The sequence below is a fragment of the Massilia luteola genome, from assembly GCF_034420155.1.
Classification (GTDB): domain Bacteria; phylum Pseudomonadota; class Gammaproteobacteria; order Burkholderiales; family Burkholderiaceae_D; genus Telluria; species Telluria luteola.
This window is the reverse complement of record NZ_JAXOFN010000028.1, coordinates 55,821-79,010: the sequence shown is the minus strand read 5'-3', so window position 1 is coordinate 79,010 and position 23,190 is coordinate 55,821. Positions and strand designations below refer to the sequence as shown.

The following is a 23,190-nucleotide window of genomic DNA, read 5'->3' as shown; positions in this document are numbered from 1 at the left end:
GCCATCACGACCGCCGACCTGGCCGCGCTGAAGACGAACCCAGATCGGCGCGCTGACGACCGCCCAGGTCGCCACCGGCCTGACCACGGCCCAGATCGCCGGCCTGAGCACCGCCCAGGTCAGCAGCCTGAGCAGCGCCCAGATCGCCGCCCTGAGCACCGCCCAGATGGCTGCGATCAGCACGGCCGACCTGGCTGCCATGAAGACGAACCAGGTCGCAGGCCTGACGACGGCGCAGATCGCCGCACTGTCGTCGGCTCAGGCTGGCGCGCTGACGACGGCGCAAATTGCCGCCCTGAGCACCGCGCAAGTCGCGACCGGCCTGACGACCGCCGAGATCGCCGGTCTGAAGACCAACCAGGTCGCTGCGCTGACCACCGCGCAAGTCGCCGCCCTGAGCACCGCCCAGGTCGCTGCAATCGAAACGGCCGACCTGGCCGCCATGAAGACGAACCAGGTGGCTGGCCTGACGACGGCGCAGGTTGCCGCGCTGACGACGGCCCAGGCTGGTGCGCTGACCACGTCCCAGATCGCCGCCCTGAGCACCGCCCAGGTGGCGAGCGGCCTGACGACCGCCCAGATCGCCGGCCTGAAGACCAACCAGATGTCCGCGCTGACCACCGCGCAGATTGCCGCCCTGAGCACCGCCCAGGTGGCTGCCATCACGACCGCCGACCTGGCCGCGCTGAAGACGAACCAAATCGGCGCGCTGACCACGGCGCAAGTCGCCACCGGCTTGACCACGGCCCAGATCGCCGGCCTGAGCACCGCCCAGGTCAGCAGCCTGAGCAGCGCCCAGATCGCTGCCCTGAGCACCGCCCAGATGGCCGCGATCAGCACGGCCGACCTGGCTGCCATGAAGACGAACCAGGTCGCTGGCCTGACGACGGCGCAGATCGCCGCACTGTCGTCGGCGCAGGCGGGCGCATTGACTACGGCCCAGATCGCCGCCCTGAGCACCGCGCAAGTCGCGACCGGTCTGACTACCGCCGAGATCGCCGGCCTGAAGACCAACCAGGTCGCTGCGCTGACCACCGCGCAAGTCGCCGCCCTGAGCACCGCCCAGGTGGCCGCCATCGCGACCGCCGACTTGGCCGCGCTGAAGACGAACCAGATCGGCGCGCTGACCACGGCGCAAGTTGCCACCGGCCTCGGTACGGCCCAGATCGCCGCGCTGAGCACCGCCCAGGTCAGCAGCCTGAGCAGCGCCCAGATCGCCGCCCTGAGCACCGCCCAGGTCGCAGCGATCGAAACCGCTGACCTGGCCGCGATGAAGACGAACCAGGTCGCTGGCCTGACGACGACGCAGATCGCTGCGCTGACGACGGCTCAAGCCGGTGCGTTGACGACCGCGCAAATTGCCGCGCTGAGCACCGCGCAAGTCGCGACCGGTCTGACGACCGCCGAGATCGCTGGCCTGAAGACCAACCAGGTTGTTGCGCTGACCACCGCGCAAATTGCCGCCCTGAGCACCGCCCAGGTGGCCGCCATCACGACCGCCGACCTGGCCGCGCTGAAGACCAACCAGATCGGTGCCCTGACGACCGCGCAAGTCGCCACCGGCCTCGGTACGGCCCAGATCGCCGCCCTGAGCACCGCCCAGGTCAGCAGCCTGAGCAGCGCCCAGATCGCCGCCCTGAGCACGGCTCAGATGGCCGCGATCAGCACGGCCGATCTGGCCGCCATGAAGACGAACCAGGTGGCTGGCTTGACGACGGCGCAGATCGCCGCACTGTCGTCGGCCCAGGCTGGCGCGTTGACCACGGCTCAGATCGCCGCGCTGAGCACGGCGCAAGTCGCGACCGGCCTGACGACCGCCGAGATCGCCGGCCTGAAGACCAACCAGATGGCTGCGCTGACGACCGCGCAAATTGCCGCCCTCGGCACCGCCCAGGTGGCCGCCATCACGACCGCCGACCTGGCCGCGCTGAAGACGAACCAGATCGGCGCGCTGACGACCGCCCAGGTCGCCACCGGCCTGACCACGGCCCAGATCGCCGGCCTGAGCACCGCCCAGGTCAGCAGCCTGACCAGCGCCCAGATCGCCGCCCTGAGCACCGCCCAGGTCGCAGCAATCGAAACCGCTGACCTGGCCGCCATGAAGACGAACCAGGTCGCTGGCCTGACGACGACGCAGATCGCTGCGCTGACGTCGGCCCAGGCGGGCGCGCTCACCACGGCGCAAATTGCCGCGCTGAGCACCGCCCAGGTGGCGACCGGCCTGACGACCGCCGAGATCGCCGGTCTGAAGACCAACCAGATGTCCGCGCTGACCACCGCGCAGATTGCCGCCCTGAGCACCGCCCAGGTGGCTGCCATCACGACCGCCGACCTGGCCGCGCTGAAGACCAACCAGATCGGTGCCCTGACGACCGCCCAGGTCGCCACCGGCCTGACGACGGCCCAGATCGCCGGCCTGAGCACCGCCCAGGTCAGCAGCCTGAGCAGCGCCCAGATCGCCGCCCTGAGCACGGCCCAGATGGCCGCGATCAGCACGGCCGACCTGGCTGCCATGAAGACGAACCAGGTCGCTGGCCTGACGACGGCGCAGATCGCCGCACTGTCGTCGGCCCAGGCTGGCGCGTTGACCACGGCGCAAATTGCCGCGCTGAGCACCGCGCAAGTCGCGACTGGCCTGACGACCGCCGAGATCGCCGGTCTGAAGACCAACCAGATGGCTGCGCTGACCACTGCGCAGATTGCCGCCCTGAGCACCGCCCAGGTGGCCGCCGTCACGACCGCCGACCTGGCCGCGCTGAAGACGAACCAGATTGCCGCCCTGACGACCGCGCAAGTCGCCACCGGCCTGACCACGGCCCAGATCGCCGGCCTGAGCACCGCCCAGGTCAGCAGCCTGAGCAGCGCCCAGATCGCCGCCCTGAGCACCGCCCAGGTCGCAGCAATCGAAACCGCTGACCTGGCTGCCATGAAGACGAACCAGGTGGCTGGCCTGACGACCGCGCAGATCGCCGCACTGTCGTCGGCCCAGGCTGGCGCGCTGACGACGGCGCAAATTGCCGCCCTGAGCACCTCGCAAGTCGCGACCGGCCTGACGACCGCCGAGATCGCCGGTCTGAAGACCAACCAGATGGCTGCGTTGACCTCCGTGCAGATCGCCGCGCTGAGCACCGCCCAGGTGGCTGCCATCACGACGGCCGACGTGGCTGCCATGAAGACGAACCAGGTGGCTGGCCTGACGACGGCCCAGGTCGCCGCGCTGACGACGGCCCAGGCTGCCTCGTTGACCACGGCCCAGATCGCCGCCCTGAGCACTGCCCAGGTGGCGACCGGCCTGACGACCGCCCAGATCGCTGGCCTGAAGACCAGCCAGATGGGTGCGCTGACCACCGCGCAAGTCGTCGCCCTGAGCACCGCCCAGGTGGCGGCCATCACGACCGCCGACCTGGCCGCGCTGAAGACGAACCAGATCGCCGCCCTGACGACCGCGCAAGTCGCCACCGGCCTGACCACGGCCCAGGTCGCCGGCCTGACCACGGCCCAAGTCAGCAGCCTGAGCAGCACTCAGATCGCCGCCATGAGCACCGCCCAGGTCGCAGCAATCCAAACGGCTGACCTGGCCGCCATGAAGACGAACCAGGTGACTGGCCTGACGACCGCGCAGATCGCCGCGCTGACGACGGCCCAGGCCGGCGCACTGACCACGGCCCAGATCGCCGCGCTGAGCACCGCGCAAGTGGCGACCGGCCTGACGACCGCCGAGATCGCCGGTCTGAAGACCAACCAGGTCGCCGCGCTGACCACCGCGCAAGTCGCTGCACTGAGCACCGCCCAGGTGGCGGCGATCACGACCGCCGACCTGGCCGCCATGAAGACGAACCAGATCGGCGCCCTGACGACCGCCCAGGTCGCCACCGGCCTCGGTACGGCGCAGATCGCCGGCCTGACCACCGCTCAAGTCAGCACGCTGAGCACCGCGCAGATCGCCGCCCTGAGCACCGCCCAGGTCGTAGCGATCGAGACGGCCGACCTCGCCGCCATGAAGACGAACCAGGTGGCTGGCCTGACGACGGCGCAGATCGCAGCGCTGACGACGGCCCAGGCTGGCGCACTGACCACGGCCCAGATCGCCGCGCTGAGCACCGCGCAAGTGGCGACCGGCCTGACGACCGCCGAGATCGCCGGTCTGAAGACCAACCAGGTCGCTGCGCTGACCACCACGCAAGTCGCCGCCCTGAGCACCGCCCAGGTGGTTGCGATCGCGACCGTCGACCTGGCCGCCATGAAGACGAACCAGATCGGTTCCCTGACGACGGCCCAGGTCGCTGCGCTGACGACGGCCCAGGTGGGCGCGCTCACCACGGCCCAGATCGCCGCGCTGAACACGGCGCAGGTGGCGACCGGTCTGACGACCGCCGAAGTCGCGAGCCTGAAGACGAATCAGGTTGCAGCACTGACCACGGTCCAGGTCGCCGCGTTGACCACCGCCCAGTTGGCCGCTCTCGGCACGACGGATGTGGCGGCGCTCAAGACCAACCAGATCGCCGCGCTGACGACGGCCCAGGTTGCGAACGGCCTGACGACGGCCCAGATCGCCGGTCTGACCACTGTCCAGGTCGGCAGCCTGACCACCGTCCAGATCGCCGCCATGGGCACCGCCCAGGTTGCAGCGGTCACGACCACGGATCTGGCCGCACTGAAGACCAACCAGATCGCGGCCCTGACCACCGCCCAGATGGCAAGCCTGACCACCAGCCAGGTCGTTGGCCTGACCACCAGCCAGGCGGTCTCGCTGTCGACGGCGCAACTGGTCGCCCTGACGACGACCCAGGTTGCGGCGATCGAGACGGTCGACCTGGCCGCGCTGAAGACCAACCAGATCTCGGCCCTGACCACGGCCCAGATCGCGAACGGCCTGACGACGACCCAGGTGGCCGCACTGACCACCGGTCAGGTCGAGGCGCTGACGTCGGCGCAGATCGGCGCGATGTCGACCGCGCAGACCGCGCAGCTGAAGATCGGCAGCCCGATCGTGCTGGATCTGAACGGTGACGGCGTGCACTCGGTCAGCATCAAGCAGGGCGTGCAGTTCGATCTGTTCGGCACCGGCAACAAGGTGGCGACGGGTTGGGTCGATTCGAAGGATGGCCTGCTGGCGCTGGATCGCAATGGCAACGGTACGATCGACAGCGGTGCCGAACTGTTCGGTACGGCGACGAAGCTGGCCAACGGCCAGACCGCATCCAACGGCTACGAAGCACTGGCCCAGCTGGATGCCAACGGCGACGGCGTGATCGACGCCAAGGATGCGGCGTACAGCCAGCTGAAGGTGTGGGTCGATGCGAACGGCGACGGCGTCAGCCAGTCGGGCGAGCTGAAGAGCCTGGCCTCGGTGGATGTCGCAAGCATCAACGTCAACGGCGACAAGACCTCGGTCAAGGATGCCGGCAACTGGATCGGCATGCAGTCGACCTTCACGAAGACCGACGGCTCCACGGCCGCCACGGGCGACGTGTGGTTCACCGCCGACAAGGCGGCCGTTGCGGCCGAGACCGACACCCTGCGCGGCAAGGTGGGCAGCATGGTCCAGGCGATGGCAGCCTTCAACGCGGCCGACACCGGCGCGGCGGCCGGCGGCCTGACCCTGCCGAACCTGTCCGGCGGTACGCAGACCGGTCTGCTGGCTTCGGTCGGCACGATGGTCGACGTGATGAAGCAGTTCGACGCCAACGGCAACAAGGTGAGCGGTGCGAATGTGGCGATGACGTCGACGGCCGAATCGCTGGCCAAGTCGGTGGCGACGCCGCAGGACTCGGGCTTCCTCACCACGGGTGGCCGTAAGTAATGTGTCCACGGGCCGGTTCGCGCCGGCCCGTTCTCGACATCAAAAAGGCAAGACCGTTATCGGTCTTGCCTTTTTTTGCGTCCAAATTGCGACAAACGAAGAATAAGGGGTGTAACACGGTGCTGTTCAGCAACAATTCTGACGAACAACAAGGTAATCTCTCGGTCTGCCGCACTTCGCTTCTATTAGTTTCCTAATGGCCGACAAATTTCCTCATACAACTTTGCAATGCCTGACTGCCATCGCGCAGCATCACGGCCTGCAAGTGAACCCGGAACGCCTGATCCACGACTATGCGTTGAACGCGGAGGAACCGTCGTCCGCGATGCTGTTGGGGATGGCGTCGAGCATCGGTCTCAAGGCCAAGCTGCGCCAGCTGACGGTCGACAAGCTGCTGGGGCAGAAGGGTGTGTTCCCGCTGCTCGCGCGCATGAAGGACGGTAACAGCATGATCGTCGTCGGCGCCCGCGTGGACGACGGCGGCGTGCTCGCCGTGCTCGACCCGATGGGCGACCTGGGCGTCGTCAAGATGCTCGATCCGGCCGCGTTCCAGTCCCTGTGGAGCGGCGACGTCCTGTTCCTCAAGCGCACGTCCAAGCTGACCGACACGCGCCAGCCGTTCGGCCTGCGCTGGTTCATTCCCGAGATCCTGCAGCAGAAGGCCGCGTTCCGCGACATCGCCATCGCCGCGATGGCGATGAACATCCTCGGCCTTGCCTCGCCGGTGTTCTTCCAGCTCGTGATCGACAAGGTGCTCGTGCACCACAGCGTATCGACGCTGTGGGTGCTGGCGGCCGGCATCGGCATCGCGCTGCTGTTCGAATCCACGTTCGGCTTCATGCGCCAGATCCTGACCTTGTGGGCCACCAACAAGATCGACATCCGCCTGACCCGGCGCACGTTCGCGCACCTGCTGTCGCTGCCCATCGATTATTTCGAGACCACGTCCGCGGGCGTGGTCGTGCGCCATATGCAGCAGATGGAAAAGATCCGCGGCTTCCTCACGGGCCGCATGTTCTTCACCGCGCTCGACCTGACCGCGCTGTTCATCCTGCTGCCGATCCTGTTCAGCTATTCCATCAAGCTGGCGATGATCGTGCTGCTGTTCACTTTCCTGATCAGCGGCATGGTCGCGATCCTCGTGCCCACGTTCCAGCGCCGCCTGAACGACCTGTACACGGCCGAGGGCCACCGCCAGGCGCTGATGGTGGAAACGATCCACGGCATGCGCACGGTGAAGGCGCTCGCCATCGAACCGATGCAGCGCCGCGCCTGGGACCAGCGCTCCGCGAACGCGCTGAACATGCATTTCCGCGTGGGCCAGATCTCCATCACCGGCAATGCCATCACCGACCTCCTCGGCAAGCTGCTGCCCGTCGTGATCATCGTGATCGGCGCCCAGGACGTGTTCGACCAAACGCTGTCCGTCGGCGCCCTGATCGCCTTCCAGATGCTGTCCGGCCGCGTCAGCGGGCCGCTGGTCGCGCTCGTCGGCCTCGTCAACGAATACCAGGAAACGGCGCTGTCGATCCGCATGCTGGGCGAGGTCATGAACCGCGCGCCGGAAGGCCGCAGCGGCGGCCTGCGTCCCGACCTGCGCGGCAATATCACGTTCGACAACGTCGTGTTCCGCTATCCGGGTGCCCAGAACAACGCGCTCGACCGCGCCACCTTCGAGATCAAGGAAGGCAGCGTGATCGGCGTCGTGGGCCGCAGCGGCTCGGGCAAGACGACGATCACGAAGGTCATCCACGGCCTGTACCGGATCCAGGAAGGCATCGTCCGCTTCGACGGCTACGACGCCCGCGAGATCGACCTGCCGCACCTGCGCCGCCAGGTCGGCGTCGTGCTGCAGGAAAACTTCCTTTTCCACGGCACGGTGCGCGAGAACATCGCCGCCACGATGCCCGAGGCCGCGTTCGAGGACATCGTGGAAGCGGCCAGGGCCGCCGGCGCCGACGAGTTCATCGAGCGCATGCCGCAGGGCTATGACACGATGCTGGAAGAAAACGCCTCGAACCTGTCCGGCGGCCAGAAGCAGCGCCTGTCGATCGCCAGGGCGCTGCTGGCCAAGCCGCGCATCCTCGTGCTCGACGAAGCGGCCAGCGCGTTGGACCCGGAAAGCGAAGCGATCTTCATCAACAACCTGTCGCGCATCGCCGTCGGCCGCACCGTGATCATGGTGTCGCACCGCCTGTCGACGCTCGTCAACGCCGACTCCATCCTGGTCATGCAGCGCGGCCAGCTGATGGATGCGGGCCGCCATGAAGAACTCCTGACGCGCTGCTCTACTTACTCTCAATTATGGAACCAGCAAACAAGTCATCTGTGAGCGCGCTCGACCCGACCGACGTCGAGTTCCTGCCGGACGCCGACGAGATCGAACGCCGGCCGTTGCCGCCCTATGCCCGCATCACCGTCCACGCGCTGGCGGCGATGCTCGTGTGCTTTCTGGCCTGGGCCAGCTTCGCCGAGATCGACGAAGTCGTGAAGGCGCAGGGCCGCCTGGCCACGCCGTTGTCCAACATCGTCGTGCAGCCGATCGAAACGTCGATCATCCGCTCGATCGACGTGCGGGTCGGCCAGGTGGTCAAGAAGGGCGAGCGCCTCGCCACGCTGGACCCGACCGACGCCGATGCCGACCAGGCCCAGCTGCGCCTCAAGTTCGACAGCCTCGACACCCAGGTCAAGCGTCTCAACGCGGAACTGGCGGGCAAGTCGGCACCGGTGGAGACGGGCACGGTCTCGGCCGACACCCAGCTGCAGGACAGGCTCGCGGGCGAGCGCCGCGCCAACTTCGCCGCGCAGGTCCTGCGCCTGAACGAGAACATCGCCAAGACCCGCGCCGCGCTGGAGACGAACCTGCGCGACCAGCAGGTGCTGGGCGACCGCACCAGATCGCTGCGCGAGGTGGAGACGATGCAGGAGCGCCTCGTCGACCAGAAATTCGGCGCCAAGGTCAACCTGCTGGACGCGCGCAACAAGCGCATGGAGGTCGAACGCGACTACACGCTGGCCAAGAACCAGGAACCGGAGATCCGGCGCGAGCTGGCCGGCCTGGACGCGGAAAAGCAGGCGTTCGTGAACGGCTGGCGCCAGAAGATCATGGAAGACATGCTTTCCCTGACGCGCGACCGCGACGCGACGGCCGAGCAGCTCAAGAAGGGCAGGCTGCGCCGCGACAAGGTCATGCTGACGGCGCCGGTCGACGCCATGGTGCAGGACATCGCCAAGCTGTCGCAGGGCTCCGTCGCGCAGGCCGCCGAGAAGATGTTCACGCTCGTGCCGCTCGGCACCGCGCTGGACGCCGAGGTGCAGATCGATTCGCTCGACGTCGGCCACGTGAAGCAGGGCGACGTGGCGCATATCAAACTGGACGCGTTCCCGTTCCAGAAGCATGGCACACTGGACGCCAAGGTCCGCACGCTCAGCGAGGACGCGTTCAAGCGCGACACGCCGAATCCGGAAACCGGCACCGACGCGTATTACGTCAGCCGGCTCGACCTCGGCAAGGACATGCTCAAGAATATGGATCCGCACGCTCGCCTGCTGCCGGGCATGACCCTGACCGCCGAGATCGTGGTCGGCAAGCGCACGGTGCTGTCCTATCTGCTGTGGCCGCTGACCAAGGGCTTGGATGAGGCGATCCGGGAACCGTGATCCCGCAGCCCGGCTGCTGCATAAAAGGGGGCTGGTTTAGAATAGCCGGCCCGGCTCGTCCAACGCGTGCCGGTGCGGACGTATTTCCGGGTCGCATGACCAAACGAACACACAAGACTCGAGGATTGCAGCATGAAAGCAGTGATACTGGCCGGTGGCCTGGGAACCCGGCTCAGCGAAGAAACCACGGTGCGGCCGAAGCCGATGGTCGAGATCGGCGGCAAGCCGATCCTGTGGCACATCATGAAGCAGTACTCGGCCTACGGGATCAACGAGTTCGTCATCTGCTGCGGCTACAAGGGCTATGTGATCAAGGAATTTTTCGCCAACTATTTCTTGCACACCTCTGACGTCACCTTCGACCTGCAGAACAACGCGATGGAAGTGCACCAGCGCTTCGCCGAACCGTGGAAGGTGACGCTGGTCGATACCGGCGACACCAGCATGACGGGCGGCCGCCTGAAGCGCGTGCGCCGCTTCGTCGACGGCGACGAGGCGTTCTGCTTCACGTACGGCGACGGCGTGGCGGACATCGACATCGGCGCCTCGCTCGCTTTCCACAAGGAACACGGCCTGCTCGGCACGATGACGGCCGTGCAGCCGCCGGGCCGCTTCGGCGCCATCGACTTCGACGGCGAGCGCGTGCTGGCCTTCCGCGAAAAGCCGCAGGGCGACGGCGCCTGGATCAACGGCGGCTATTTCGTGCTGTCGCCGAAGGTCATCGACTACATCGCCGACGACGCGACCGTGTGGGAAAAGGAACCGATGGAACGCCTGGCCGGCGAAGGCCAGTTGTCCGCCTTCCGCCATACCGGCTTCTGGCAGCCGATGGACACGCTGCGCGACAAGGTGTTGCTGGAAGAACTGTGGCAAACGGGCAAGGCGCCCTGGAAAGTCTGGCAATGAATCCCGCATTCTGGAGCGGCAAGCGCGTCTTCCTGACCGGCCATACGGGCTTCAAGGGAAGCTGGCTCAGCCTGTGGCTGCAATCGCTGGGTGCCGACGTCACCGGCTTCGCGCTGGCGCCGGCCAGCCAGCCGAGCCTGTTCGAGACGGCCGGTGTGGCCGCCGGCATGCGCCACGTCGAGGGCGACATCCGCGACCCCGATGCGCTGGCCGCCGTGCTGCGGGAAGCGCGTCCCGAGATCGTCATCCACATGGCGGCCCAGGCCCTCGTGCGCCATTCCTACAGCCATCCGGTCGAGACCTATGCGACCAATGTCATGGGCCTCGTCAACCTGTTCGAGGCGGTGCGCGCCGTGCCAGGCATCCGGGCCGTGGTCAACGTCACCAGCGACAAATGCTACGAAAACCGCGAGTGGCACTGGGGTTACCGCGAAAACGAACCGCTGGGCGGCCATGACCCGTACAGCAACAGCAAGGCGTGCGCCGAACTGGTGACGAGCGCCTACCGCGCCTCGTTCCTGGCTGGCGCGGACGTCGCGCTGGGCTCGGGCCGCGCCGGCAATGTGATCGGCGGCGGCGACTGGGCCGCGGACCGGCTGATCCCGGACATGATGCGCGCCATCGCGGCCGCGCAGCCGGTCCGGATCCGCAACCCGCAATCGATCCGCCCGTGGCAGCACGTGCTCGAGCCGCTGTCCGGCTATCTCGCCCTGGCCGAGCGCCTGTACGGCGACGGCCAGGCGTTCGCCGAGGCCTTCAACTTCGGCCCGGCCGACACCGACGCGCGGCCCGTCGAATGGATCGTCACGCGCCTGTGCGAGCAGTGGGGGCCGGGCGCGCGCTGGGAACTCGACCAGGCGCCGCAGCCGCACGAAGCGACCTACCTGAAACTGGATTGCGCCAAGGCGCACGCGCGCCTGGGCTGGCGGCCGCGCTGGCATCTCGGCCAGGCCATCGACCGCATCGTGGACTGGCACAAGGCCCATGCGCGCGGCGAGGACATGCAGGCCGTCACCCTGGCGCAGATCCGCGACTATCAAGCCACCGACATTCAATAAGAGCCGGAATCATGAACACTTCAAGCAAAGAACAACTCCGCGAACAGATCGTCGCGCTGGTCCGCCAATACGGCGCGCTGGCCAGCCAGCCGCGTCCCTTCGAACCGGGCGTGACCACGATCCCGCCCGCGGGCAAGGTGGTGGGCGCGCCGGAAATGGAATTGATGGTCGAAGCGTCGCTCGACGCCTGGCTGACGACCGGCCGCTTCAACGACCAGTTCGAAGCCAAGCTGGCGAAGCTGATCGGCGTGCAGCACCTGATCACCGTGAACTCCGGCTCGTCCGCCAACCTGGTGGCCTTCAACACGCTGACGTCGCCGAAGCTGGGCGCGCGCGCCATCCAGCCGGGCGACGAGGTGATCGGCGTGGCGGCCGGCTTCCCGACCACCGTCAACCCGATCATCCAGTTCGGCGCGGTGCCGGTGTTCGTGGACGTCGAGCTGGGCACGTACAACATCGACGTGACCAAGCTGGAAGCGGCGATCGGCCCGAAGACCAAGGCGATCATGCTGGCGCACACGCTCGGCAACCCGTACAACCTGGACGTCATCACGGCGCTGTGCAAGAAGTACAAGCTGTGGCTCATCGAAGACTGCTGCGACGCGCTGGGCTCCACGTACCGCGGGCAAATGGTCGGCACCTTCGGCGACATCGGCACGATGTCGTTCTACCCGGCGCACCACATCACGATGGGCGAGGGCGGCGCGGTGTTCACCAACAACGCGGAACTCAAGATGATCGCCGAATCGTTCCGCGACTGGGGCCGCGACTGCTACTGCCCGCCGGGCAAGGACAATACCTGCGGCAAGCGCTTCTGCTGGAAACTGGGCACGCTGCCGGAAGGCTACGATCACAAGTACACCTACAGCCACCTGGGCTACAACCTCAAGATCACCGACATGCAGGCGGCCTGCGGCCTCGCCCAGATCGACCGCGCGGCCGGCTTCATCCAGGCGCGCAAGGACAACTTCGCCTACCTGAAGGAACGCCTGCAGTCGTGCGCCGAGTTCCTGATCCTGCCGGAAGCGACCGAAGGTTCGGACCCGTCGTGGTTCGGCTTCCCGATGACGCTCAAGCCGGAGGCGAACGCCTCGCGCGTGGACCTGCTCACTTACCTGGACCAGTACAAGATCGGCACCCGCCTGCTGTTCGCCGGTAACCTGACGCGCCAGCCGTACATGATCGGCCGCCACTACCGTGTGTCCGGCGACCTGACGAATACCGACCGCGTGATGAACGACACGTTCTGGATCGGCGTGTACCCGGGCCTGACGCGCGAGATGCTGGACTTCGCGATCGAGAAAATCGAAGCATTCTTTGGCGTGAATTTCTGATGCAAGCGCAACAAGCACAGACCATCAAGGGCGCGGACGCCATCGCCGCGACCCTGGAACAACTCGGCATCCGCCACGCGTTCGGCATCATCGGCGCCGGCAACGTGCACCTGTTCGAAGCCATCACGCGGCGCGGCTACACCGAGATCGTGTGCGTGCACCACGAGCAGGCCGCCACGATGGCCGTGCAGACGTATTACCGTACCCACGGCCGCCTCGCCGCCGCGCTGTTGACGACGGGCGCCGGTTCGACCAACGGCGTCACGGGCACCGTCTCGGCCTGGGCCGATTCGATTCCCTGCCTGTGCATCGCCGGCAACGAGAACAGCCGCTACACATTCCCCGACAATCCGCTGCGCATGTGGGGCGTGCAGGGTTACGACTCGTGCCAGATGGTCGAGCGCGTGACCAAGTACGCGCACCGCGTCATGGCGATCGACCAGGTCGCATTCGAGCTGCAGAAAGCCGCCCACATCGCGCTGGACGGCCGTCCCGGTCCGACCTGGATCGAGGTCCCGATGGACATCCAGTCGGCCCGCATCGACCCGTCCGCGCTGGCGCAGTTCACGCCGCCCCCTGGCGTGGAGTGGATCGACGCCGTCGTCTCCGCGCAGATCGACGGCGTGCTGGACGCGCTGCGCCAGGCCGAGCGTCCCGTGCTATGGCTCGGCAACGGCATCCGCCTCGCGGGCGCCGAGCGCCTGATCGCGCCGCTGCTGGAAGCGACCGGCGCGGCGGCGCTCGTGTCCTGGGCCGGCATCGACATGATCGATTCGAACCACCCGCAAGTGTTCGGCCGCGCCGGCGTGTACGGCCAGCGCGCCGCCAACTTCATCCTGCAGAACTGCGATTACGTGCTGGCCATCGGCACGCGCCTCGCGCTCCCGCAGATCGGCTACGACCTGAACGAGCTGGCGCGCCTGGCCCGCATCGACGTCGTCGACATCGACGCCGCCGAAGTGGTCAAGCATGCCCGCCGCACGCGCGAGAACGTGCGCTGCGACGCGCGCGCCTTCATGGCCGCCGTGCTGGCGCGCCTGCAGGACGCGCCGGTCGCGCCGAAGACCGCCTGGCTGGCCCGCTGCCGCGCCTACGAGGAGCAGTTCCCGTGGGTCGGCGCGGAACACGCCGACGCGCCGGGCTACATGAACTCGTACCGCTTCATGGAGCGCCTGAACCGCTTCTTCAAGCCGGACCAGGTCGTCGTCACCGACATGGGCACGGCGCTGCTGTCCGGCCACCAGGTGCTGCGCTTCAAGGACGGCCAGCGCCTGATGACGTCGACGGGCCTCGGCGAGATGGGCTACGGCCTGCCGGCTGCCCTGGGCGTGTCGTTCGCGCGCGATCGCGGCGAGGTGATGTGCCTGAACTGCGACGGCGGCATGATGATGAACCTGCAGGAACTGCAGACGATGGTGCACCACCAGCTGCCGATCAAGCTGTTCATCTTCAACAACGACGGCTACCTGATGATCAAGCACACGCAGAAATCGCTGTTCAAGAACAGCGATTTCGTCGGCACGAACCGCGCCTCCGGCGTGTCCTGCCCGGACTTCTCGAAGGTCGCGGCGGGATTCGGCATCCCGTCGTTCCAGATCCGCCACTGGGACGAGTGCGACGTCACCCTGGAGGCCGTGCAGGCCGCGACGGGCCCGGTGATCTGCGAAGTGTTCATGCACCCGGAACAGCTGTTCTCGCCGAAGCTGGGCGTGGTGGCGCGTCCGGACGGCACCCTCGTGTCGCCGCCGCTGGAAGACCTGTCGCCGCTGCTGCCGCGCGACGTGCTGGACGCCGCCATGATCGACGGCATGCACGAGAAGTCGAAGTCGCTCTGACATGGAACGCATCGCCATCCTCGGTGCCAGCAGCCGGATCGCACAGGACCTGATCCTGTCGTTCGCGCGTGCCGGCCATCCGGGGATCCTGCTGTACGGACGCGACCCGGCCACGCTGCGCGGCTGGCAGGACGCGCACGGCCTGGCGTATCCCGTCGCGGACTACGGCGCCTACGGCCGGGAGCCGCACGACGCCGTGCTGAACTTCGTCGGCGTGGGCGACCCGCGCCGCGCCGCGCAGATGGGCGGCGGCATCTTCGGTGTGACGCAGGAATTCGACGATCTGGCGCTGCGCGGGCTGCGCGACAATCCGCAGCGGCGCTACGTGTTCCTGTCGAGCGGCGCCGCGTACGGCAGCGGTTTCGAACAACCGGCCGGGCCGGACACGCGCACCGCGTTCATGCCCAACGCGCTGGGGCCGCAGGATTACTATGCGATCGCCAAGCTGCACGCCGAGTGCAGGCACCGCGCGCTGCCGGACCTGGCGATCACGGACCTGCGGGTCTTCAATTATTTCAGCCGCTACCAGGACCTGGACGCGCGCTTCTTCATCACCGACATCCTGCGCGCGATCCGCACCGGCGACGTGCTCCGGACGTCGCCCGGTACGATGGTGCGCGACTACCTGCATCCGGACGATTTTTACCAGCTCGTCACCCGCTTGCTGGCCGCGCCGCCCGCCAACGGCGCGCTCGACTGCTACAGCGCCGCGCCGGTGGACAAGGCGGCGCTGCTGGACGCGATGGCGACGCGCTACGGGCTGCGCCACGAAGCCGCCCCGGCGCCGGCCGGCGTCAACGCCACCGGCGCCAAGCCCCATTACTACTCGCTCGACCGGCGCGCGGCCGGCCTGGGCTACGCACCCGCGCACACGTCCCTGGACGGCATCCGCATCGAAGCGGACGCCATCCTGGGCGGGCCGGGACATGACAGACTGTGAGTACCACGAGATGACCGACAAACTCAAGATAGCCATCATCGGATCGGGCAACATCGGCACCGACCTCCTGATCAAGGTGATGCGCTCGGCGCACCTGACCTGCACCCTGTTCGCCGGCCGCAATTTCAACTCGGCCGGCATGAAGCGCGCGAGCCAGCTCGGCGTTCCCATCTCGGACCGCGGCATCGAAGCCATCGTCGCCGATCCCGCGATCTGCGACGTGGTGTTCGACTGCACCTCGGCCCAGGCCCACGTGGGGCACTGGGCCAAGCTGGACGCGCTGGGCAAGACTGTGATCGACATGACCCCGGCCAAGCTGGGCGAGTTCTGCATCCCGGCCATCAACGCCCAGGACTGCCTGGCAACCGGCAACGGCAACATCAACATGATCACCTGCGGCGGCCAGTCGTCGATCCCGATCGCGGCCGCCATCGGTGGCGTGCACGCGGACATCGACTACATCGAAGTCGCCTCCAGCATCGCGTCGCGCTCGGCCGGCCCGGCCACGCGCGCCAACCTGGACGAATACATCGAGACCACCGAGGACGCGCTGCAGCGTTTTTCCGGCGCGCGCCGCACGAAGGCGATCCTGATCCTCAACCCGGCCAATCCGCCGATCGACATGCAGACGACGATCTATGCCAAGATCGCCGAGCCGGACCTGCCGGCGATCCAGGCCGCCGTCGCGGCCATGGTCGAGAAGCTGAAAAGCTATGTGCCGGGCTACCAGCTGATCGTGCCGCCGACCATCGAAGGCGGCCGCGTCGTCACCACCATCAAGGTGATGGGCGCGGGCGACTACCTGCCGCAGTACGCAGGCAACCTGGACATCATCAACTGCGCCGCCATCGCGATGGCGGAGAAGATCGCCGAGGAGCGCAAGCATGGCTAAGAAGATCCTGATCACCGACCCGACGCTGCGCGACGGGAACCACGCGGTGCGCCACCAGCTGGGCCGCGACGCCTTCATCGCCTATTGCAAGGCGGCCGAGGCGGCGCGCGTGCCCATCGTCGAAGTCGGCCACGGCAACGGCCTGGGTGCCTCGTCGATGCTGGTCGGCGAATGCAGCCTCACCGACGAGGACATCCTGAAGATCTCGCGCGAGCACCTGCACGATTCGCGCATGAGCATCCACGTCATCCCGGGCTTCTGCACCATCAAGCGCGACCTGTCGCGCGCGGTGGAGCTGGGCGTCGACGTGTTCCGCATCGGCACCCACTGCACCGAAGCCGACATCAGCGACCGCCACATCAACTACGTGCGCCAGTCCGGCAAGGAAGCCTGGGGCATCCTGATGATGAGCCACATGGCGACGCCCGCCGTGCTGCTGGAAGAAGCCAAGAAGATGGAATCGTACGGCGCCGAAGCGATCGTCATCATGGACTCGGCCGGCGCCTATTTCCCGGACGACGTCAAGGAACGCATCGAGACGCTCGTCGACGGCCTCGCCATCCCCGTCGGCTTCCACGGCCACAACAACCTCGGCATGGCCGTCATCAACTCGGTGACGGCCGTGAACGCGGGCGCGACGATCATCGACGGCACCATCCGCGGCTTCGGCGCCGGCGCCGGCAATACCCAGCTCGAAGTGCTGGTGGCCGTGTTCGAACGCCTCGGCTTCGAGACCGGCATCGACCTGTATAAAATCCTCGACGCCGCCGACATCGCCGAGAAGGCGTTCAATCCGGTGGCGCCGTCGATCTCGCCGCTGTCGATCGTCTCCGGCCTGGCCGGCGTGTTCTCCGGCTTCGCCAAGCCGGTCGCGCGCGCCGCCGCCGACTACGGCGTCGATGCGCGCGACATCTTCTTCGGCCTCGGCAAGCGCAACGCCGTGGCCGGCCAGGAAAGCCTGATCATCGAAGTCGCGCGCGACCTCGCCGAACAAAAAAACGCCGCCGCGAAAGGATAAGCCATGCATGAATCCCGCTTTGCCGAGATCCGCCAGGACGCCCTCGCCGCGTGCGCCGGCCAGCCCGACATGCGCGCCGCGCTGGCGCGCCACCACATCGCCGTCACGGGCGGCACCGGCTTCCTCGGCACCTGGATCGCCGAACTGGTGGCCGCCCTCAATGACGAGTACCGCCTCGGCATCACGCTCGACGTGTACGCGCGCCACACCGACGACTGGCGCCAGCGCTATCCGCACCTGGCGTCGCGCCCGGACATCCGCCTGCGCGCGCAGGACGTGCGCTCGTCGTTCGAGTTCGCCAAGACCACGCACTACGTGATCCACGCCGCCGGCATCCCGAACAACCGCGTGCATTCCTCCGATCCGTTGCGCGTGTTCCAGACGACGGTGGCCGGCGTCGCCAACGCGCTCGACGCGGCGCGCCAGCTGGACGGCCTGCTGCGCTTCGTGAACGTCAGTTCCTGCCTCGTGGCCGGCACGCCGCAGCGCCCCGGTGCGCTGGCGGAGAACGATGTGTTTCCGCTCGCGGCCGGCCAGCCGCACACGGTGTACGCGGAAGCCAAGCGCGCCGCCGAGACGGCCGCCGCCATCTACCGCAGCCAGTACCGCCTGCCCGTGTCGACCGTGCGCCCGTTCACCCTGACGGGCGCCTACCAGGAGCTGGACCGTCCCTGGGCCATCAATAACTTCCTGCGCGACACGCTGACGAGCGGCGAGATCCGCATCCACGGCGACGGCAGCGCGCGCCGCAGCTACCTGTATGGCGCCGACGCCGCCTGGTGGACGCTCGTCGCGCTCATCAAGGGCCAGGACGGCGAAGCCTACAACCTGGGCAGCGCCGCGGCGGTCAGCCACAACGACCTCGTGCGCCTGATCGGCGAACGGGCCGCCAACCGGCCGCGCGTGGCGCACAACACGGCGCCGCAGCGCCAGCAGCAGGTCGACGACCTGTTCCCGGACCTGGCGCTCACGCTACGCCGACTGGGCGTGCAGGAGACCCTCACGCTGCCGCAGGTCGTCGACAAGGCCTACCGCTGGTTCGCCACCCCGCACACCGCGTAACGACCGATTCGAGGCCGCCACCGATGACCCATCCCGCTTCCGCCAGCACCCAGCCGCTGGTCAGCATCCTGATCCCCACCCATAACCGGCCCGACTACGCGGAGGAGGCGCTGCGCACCGCGCTGGCGCAGACCTGGCCCAACGTGGAAGTCGTCATCAGCGACAACAGCAGCGACGAGCGCACGCGGGAGCGGTTCGCGCCCTACGTGGCGGCGCATCCGAACATCCGCTACCTGCGTTCGCCGGGCCTGGACCCGATCGACAATTTCAACAACTGCTTCCAGGCGGCGCGGGGCGAGTTCCTCAGCTACCTGATGGACGACGACCTGTTCCATCCGACCAAGATCGAGCGGATGATGGGCGCGATGCTGGGCAATCCGAACGTCGGCCTGGTGACGTCATTCCGCCAGCTGATCGACGCCGCGGGCCAGCCGATCGCGCAACTGCCCGGCACCGAGCGCCTGTTCGAGACCGACACGCTGATCGGCGGCGACTCGCTGGGCGTCATGATGCTCACCAACGGCAGCAATATGGTAGGCGAGCCGACCACCGCCATCGTCCGCCGCAGCGTCATCGGGGCGCGCTTCGGCATCTTCGTCGACCGGCAGTACGTGACCCTGTCCGACGTGGCGACGTGGCTGGAGGCGCTGTCGTCCAGCGACTGCATCTACCTGCCCGAGGCGCTGAGCTATTTCCGCATCCACGGCGGCCAGGACCAGGCGCGCGGCACCGCGATCCGCATCCAGGCGAACGTCGAATGGCTGCAACTGCTGTGCGACGCCATCGAGCACGGCAAATTCGTCGGCGGGATCGAGAACACGCGCGATCTGTTGAGCCGCAAGCTGACGACCATGCTCGCCTACCTGGCGTCGGTGCACGGGGACGTCAAGGCCGGTGCCTACGAGCTGGAGAAAATCCAGAGCGTGGTGCGCCAGGCCGTCGGTCTGCTGCTGGGAACGTAGGTCATGCCGCCCGGTTACAGGGCGGCATGATCTCGCCCTTTCACGCGCCGATCGCGCGCACCAGGTATTGATAGGGCAGGGCGTCCTGCTCGGCCAGCAAAGGATCGGCGCCGCCGGCTTCGGCCAGCTGGCGGATCGCGGCCACCACGGCCGGCGGGGGCTGCTGCGCGGTCACGGTGGTCATGTCGATGATCACGTAGCCGCATTCCTGCAGGAGCGCGGCCAGTGATGTGCGGGTGAACTGGTGCAGGTGCCGGCGGTCGTGCAGGACGTTGTCGCGCTGGTTCAGGTTGCCCGACGCGAGCAGTAATTGCGTGACCCAGTGCTGGGCGTTGTTGACGCAGGCGACCAGCTCGACCTGGCCAAGCGCCTGGCGGCGCAGGCGCCGCAGGAATGCCCACGGGTCGCGCAGGCGTTCGAGGGTTTCGGGGAACAGCCAGCATTGGGCGCTCGCCAGTTGCTGCCAGTCGCCGTCGTCGAGCAGCTCCGGGTCGCGCGTAATCCTGGACGTGCTCCAGCCGGCCGCCGTGCCGGGCAGGGGCGCCGGGCCGATCTCGATGAAGTGCGAGTTCGACGTGCGTGCGCGCCACGCCTGGGCGAGCGTCGCGCCGCCCACTTCGGCGACGCTGTGCATGCCGGGTCGCATCAACGCGAGCATGGTGCTTTGCTGCAGGCTCAAGTCGCCGGGCGCCGGCTCGGGCACGCCATGCGCGTGGTGGGCATGCGCGTCGTCGGTGGGCATGACGCCCGCCGGATGCTTGACCACCGTTTCCAGCTTGTCCTCGAAGTCGCGCACGAAGCGCGGCGTGTCGAACAGCGCGCTGGTGTCGCGCTCGGCAGCAAGGCGCGCGCGCAGGCCGGCCAGGCGCGTGCGGTCGTGGGCCAGGGCCACGGCCAGCGCTTCGTAGTCGCGCAGGTCGTGCGTCACCAGTTCGGGCAGGCCGACCGCGTTCAGCAGGCTGCCCGCCATGCGCGAGCAGAAGGTCCGGCCGGCGCAGGTCAGCACGGGCAAGCCGGCCCACAGGGCGTCGCTGGCCGTGGTGCCGCCGTTGAACGGATTGGTGTCGAGGAACAGGTCGGCCACGCGGAACCGGGCCAGGTAGTCCGCGGGCGCCACGCGCTGCGCGAACAGCAGGCGCGACCCGTCCACGCCGCGCGCTTCGGCTTCGCGGACCAGGTTGGCGCGCGTGGCGTCGCTGTCGGCCACGATCCACAGGACGCCGTCCGGCACCTGCGCCAGGATGCGCATCCACGCGTCGAACATCTCCGGCGTGATCTTGAAGGTGCTGTTGAATGCGCAGAACACGAATTTGTCGTCCGGCAGGCCACTCGCCGCCCGCGTGGGCGTGGGGCCGATCGCGCGGCGGCGGTCGTTGATCTGGAACGTGTGCGGCATGCGCAGCGGCCGTTCCGTGAAATACGGTTCCAGTTCGGGCGGCAGCACGAAGTCGTCGGCCACCACGTAGTCGATGTCGGGGATGCCGGTCGGGCCGGGAAAACCCAGCCACGTCAGCTGCACGGGCGCGGGACGCCAGCCGAGGATGTCGGCGCGTGCGCCCAGCGTGAGGCCGTGCAGGTCGACGAGGACGTCGATCTCGTGCGCGCGGATGCAGCGCGCCGCCTCCTCGTCCGTCATGCCGTCGATGCGGATGTAGTGGTCCATCGCGCCGACGACGCGCGCGCGCAGCGGCGAGTTGTCCTCGCGGCTCCATGAGAACGCGTAGACTTCCACGCGCGCGCGGTCGTGCAGCTCGTACAGCTCGGCCGTCAGGATCGCCACCGCGTGCGAGCACAGGTCGGACGACAGGTAGCCGATGCGGATGCGCTGGTGGGCATAGCCTTCCGCCGGCGCGAGCCGTTCCGGCGCCACCTGCACCTTGCGCTCGACGAAATGGCGCGACGCGGCCAGCTGCTCGGCCGGATCGGACGACGCGCCCAGCGTCGCGAGGGCCGACGTATGGCGGTGCTGTTCTTCCACCGTGACACCGGCAAACGCTTGATAGATGGGCCAGATGCACAGCTTCTGGCGCAGGTGGACCCAGTGCGTGATGACCTTCGACTGGTCCGGATCGAGTTCCAGGCTGCGCGTGAGGTAGTCCAGCGCCTCCGTCAGGCGCTTGCGGATCTCGCACAGGCGCCCCAGGTTGTTCAGCGTCTGCACGTGCAGCGCGGGCTTCGTGGCCACGTCCGGCACGTCGGACAGGATGGCCTGCCACGCCGCCAGCGCATCGTCCGGGCGGTTCATGCGTTCGTACAGCGTGCCGAGGTTCAGGCGCGCCTCGACGAAGCCGGGGGCGACCGCGATCGCTTTCAGGTATTCGCGTTCGGCGCCCGCGTCGTCGCCCACGCTGCTGCGGACGACGGCGAGGTTGAAGCAGGCCGCATAGGCCACCGGGGAAGTCGTGTGCGCGAGCCACGTTTCGTACAACCGGATGGCTTCCTGCGGCATGCCCAGATCGGCCATCGCCTGCGCGCCCTGGAACAGCTCGCCGAGCGGCAATACGCCGCGTTCGGCCTGGCGGAACAAAGCATCGGTGTGCGCGGGAACATTCATCCTGGATTGATCTCTCGAGTCGGCTTCGGGAAGCGACATCATACTCTGTCGCTCCGGGCAAGCGAAGGGTTGTAGCCCGTGAGCAACCGTTTGGTATTGGCTAGCATGCGTTTTGATGCATGTCTATTAATATTTGAATTTGCAACGATTTGTAATTAAAAAACGACAATTTTCTTGTGCCGCCGATGGCCGTTTTCATAGGAAAAGCAAAATTTTGTTCAATTTCATATCTTCAACACAATAGTTAATTCGGGGGTATTTTTTCGAAAAGGAATTGTTTTCTTGCTAAAGTGAAAAATCGTGCAGTTGGTAAAAAAACACGAAAGCATCGTACCCGTCGATGCTTCCATTTCAAGGCGAGAGACAATGACAACCCATCCGACTTCTTGCATTTCCCATGCCCGACCCGGGCTGAATCAATTCGTTCTCGGCGTTGCCGCGGCGTGCGCGCTGCTGGCGGCGGCACCGGCCATGGCCACCGTGGTCGACTTCGAATCCCTGAGCCCTGACGCCTTCTATCTCGGCGGCGACACGTTCACCGACGCCGGCTACACGCTGACGGCGGTCGACAATCACGGCCCCAGCGGCACCAGCGGCGCGGTCGGCCTGCTCGCCAACGGCATGGACCCGACGACCTGCTGGGCCGGCGGCTGCCCGACCAACAACGCGAGCCATTTCTATCTCGGCGTCAATGACGGCGGCGTCACGATCAAGAAGAACGACAGCGGCGCGTTCAACCTGCGCAGCCTCGATTACGGTTTCGTCGCCCCCGTCGGCGGCCAGCCGAATTTTTCCTACGGTCAGCTGATGCTTACCGGTAACCTCGCAAACGGCACCAAGGTCGACACGGCGTTCGACTTCGCGGGCACCGACGCCAGCGGCAATCCGCTGTTCGATACGGCCACGCTGCCCACGGCTTTCGGCAATGCGGCGCTGATGAGCCTGACGATCCGCGCCTGCCTGTTCGACGGTATCGGCGGCTGCACCGTCGCGCAGGACTGGTCCGATCCGACCGTCTTCCAGGCGCAATTCGCCATCGACAACATCACACTGGCCACGGTCCCGGAGCCGGGCAGCCTGGCGCTGCTGGGTCTTGGCATGGGTGCGCTCGTCCTGCGCCGCCGCAAGCCGGCCGCTTCGTCCAACCTCGCCTGACCGCCGGAGCC

Annotated in this window: 15 protein-coding genes; 13 read left to right on the top strand and 2 right to left on the bottom strand. The window is 67.4% G+C overall.

Annotation, left to right across the window (positions count from 1 at the left end):
- A partial coding sequence (locus tag U9J41_RS23425) for a hypothetical protein (RefSeq protein ID WP_322404558.1) occupies nt 1-183 on the bottom strand: 183 nt, incomplete at its 3' end.
- Here U9J41_RS23425 and U9J41_RS23420 point away from each other — a divergent pair.
- From U9J41_RS23420 to U9J41_RS23365, 12 genes are all read left to right on the top strand, one after another.
- Nucleotides 95-5,803, top strand: coding sequence for a heme utilization protein (locus U9J41_RS23420; RefSeq protein WP_425260988.1), 5,709 nt, complete (start codon nt 95-97; stop codon nt 5,801-5,803). The two genes, U9J41_RS23425 and U9J41_RS23420, sit on opposite strands and share 89 nt — an antisense overlap.
- Nucleotides 5,804-6,026: 223 nt before the next feature.
- A complete protein-coding gene (locus U9J41_RS23415) occupies nt 6,027-8,135 on the top strand; it encodes a peptidase domain-containing ABC transporter (RefSeq protein WP_322404556.1) in 2,109 nt (702 codons plus the stop codon).
- Nucleotides 8,132-9,463, top strand: a complete 1,332-nt coding sequence (locus U9J41_RS23410; protein WP_322404555.1) for an HlyD family type I secretion periplasmic adaptor subunit — start codon at nt 8,132-8,134, stop codon at nt 9,461-9,463. Before U9J41_RS23415 ends, U9J41_RS23410 begins: the two co-directional genes overlap by 4 nt.
- 132 nt (nt 9,464-9,595) lie before the next feature.
- Nucleotides 9,596-10,369 carry a glucose-1-phosphate cytidylyltransferase gene (gene rfbF / locus U9J41_RS23405; protein ID WP_322404554.1) on the top strand — a complete coding sequence of 258 codons (774 nt, stop codon included), beginning with the start codon at nt 9,596-9,598 and terminating at the stop codon, nt 10,367-10,369.
- Entirely contained in the window at nt 10,366-11,427 is a 1,062-nt protein-coding gene (gene rfbG, locus U9J41_RS23400) for a CDP-glucose 4,6-dehydratase (protein WP_322404553.1), read from the top strand. Before rfbF ends, rfbG begins: the two co-directional genes overlap by 4 nt.
- Nucleotides 11,428-11,438: 11 nt before the next feature.
- Entirely contained in the window at nt 11,439-12,761 is a 1,323-nt protein-coding gene (rfbH, locus tag U9J41_RS23395) for a lipopolysaccharide biosynthesis protein RfbH (protein ID WP_322404552.1), read from the top strand.
- Nucleotides 12,761-14,596, top strand: a complete 1,836-nt coding sequence (locus U9J41_RS23390; protein WP_322404551.1) for a thiamine pyrophosphate-binding protein — start codon at nt 12,761-12,763, stop codon at nt 14,594-14,596. The genes rfbH and U9J41_RS23390 overlap by 1 nt, the downstream gene beginning before the upstream one ends.
- Before the next feature lies 1 nt (nt 14,597).
- The gene (locus U9J41_RS23385) at nt 14,598-15,536 is read left to right on the top strand and encodes an NAD-dependent epimerase/dehydratase family protein (protein ID WP_322404550.1); all 939 of its coding nucleotides are present in this window, start codon (nt 14,598-14,600) and stop codon (nt 15,534-15,536) included.
- Nucleotides 15,523-16,428 carry an acetaldehyde dehydrogenase (acetylating) gene (locus U9J41_RS23380; RefSeq protein ID WP_425260984.1) on the top strand — a complete coding sequence of 302 codons (906 nt, stop codon included), beginning with the start codon at nt 15,523-15,525 and terminating at the stop codon, nt 16,426-16,428. Before U9J41_RS23385 ends, U9J41_RS23380 begins: the two co-directional genes overlap by 14 nt.
- Complete coding sequence (dmpG, locus tag U9J41_RS23375; protein ID WP_322404548.1) at nt 16,421-17,446, top strand: 4-hydroxy-2-oxovalerate aldolase; 1,026 nt, start codon at nt 16,421-16,423, stop codon at nt 17,444-17,446. Before U9J41_RS23380 ends, dmpG begins: the two co-directional genes overlap by 8 nt.
- Nucleotides 17,447-17,449: 3 nt before the next feature.
- A complete protein-coding gene (locus U9J41_RS23370) occupies nt 17,450-18,508 on the top strand; it encodes an NAD-dependent epimerase/dehydratase family protein (RefSeq protein ID WP_322404547.1) in 1,059 nt (352 codons plus the stop codon).
- Between the two features lie 23 nt (nt 18,509-18,531).
- Entirely contained in the window at nt 18,532-19,470 is a 939-nt protein-coding gene (locus U9J41_RS23365; RefSeq protein WP_322404546.1) for a glycosyltransferase family 2 protein, read from the top strand.
- A 40-nt stretch (nt 19,471-19,510) separates the two neighbouring features.
- Here the strand turns inward: U9J41_RS23365 and U9J41_RS23360 are convergent, their stop codons facing one another.
- Nucleotides 19,511-22,024: an O-linked N-acetylglucosamine transferase, SPINDLY family protein gene (locus tag U9J41_RS23360; protein ID WP_322404545.1), complete on the bottom strand. Its 2,514-nt coding sequence runs from the start codon at nt 22,022-22,024 to the stop codon at nt 19,511-19,513.
- A 471-nt stretch (nt 22,025-22,495) separates the two neighbouring features.
- Between U9J41_RS23360 and U9J41_RS23355 the strand changes: the two genes are divergently transcribed.
- Entirely contained in the window at nt 22,496-23,179 is a 684-nt protein-coding gene (locus tag U9J41_RS23355; protein ID WP_322404544.1) for an NF038120 family PEP-CTERM protein, read from the top strand.
- Nucleotides 23,180-23,190 lie beyond the last annotated feature (11 nt).

Bases quoted from the DNA above. Each gene is read 5' to 3' on its own strand.
- rfbF (WP_322404554.1), top strand. From the start codon at position 9,596: ATGAAAGCAGTGATACTGGCCGGTGGCCTGGGAACCCGGCTCAGCGAA.
- rfbG (WP_322404553.1), top strand. From the start codon at position 10,366: ATGAATCCCGCATTCTGGAGCGGCAAGCGCGTCTTCCTGACCGGCCAT.
- rfbH (WP_322404552.1), top strand. From the start codon at position 11,439: ATGAACACTTCAAGCAAAGAACAACTCCGCGAACAGATCGTCGCGCTG.
- U9J41_RS23390 (WP_322404551.1), top strand. From the start codon at position 12,761: ATGCAAGCGCAACAAGCACAGACCATCAAGGGCGCGGACGCCATCGCC.
- U9J41_RS23385 (WP_322404550.1), top strand. From the start codon at position 14,598: ATGGAACGCATCGCCATCCTCGGTGCCAGCAGCCGGATCGCACAGGAC.
- U9J41_RS23380 (WP_425260984.1), top strand. From the start codon at position 15,523: ATGACAGACTGTGAGTACCACGAGATGACCGACAAACTCAAGATAGCC.
- dmpG (WP_322404548.1), top strand. From the start codon at position 16,421: ATGGCTAAGAAGATCCTGATCACCGACCCGACGCTGCGCGACGGGAAC.
- U9J41_RS23370 (WP_322404547.1), top strand. From the start codon at position 17,450: ATGCATGAATCCCGCTTTGCCGAGATCCGCCAGGACGCCCTCGCCGCG.
- U9J41_RS23365 (WP_322404546.1), top strand. From the start codon at position 18,532: ATGACCCATCCCGCTTCCGCCAGCACCCAGCCGCTGGTCAGCATCCTG.
- U9J41_RS23360 (WP_322404545.1), bottom strand. From the start codon at position 22,024: ATGAATGTTCCCGCGCACACCGATGCTTTGTTCCGCCAGGCCGAACGC.
- U9J41_RS23355 (WP_322404544.1), top strand. From the start codon at position 22,496: ATGGCCACCGTGGTCGACTTCGAATCCCTGAGCCCTGACGCCTTCTAT.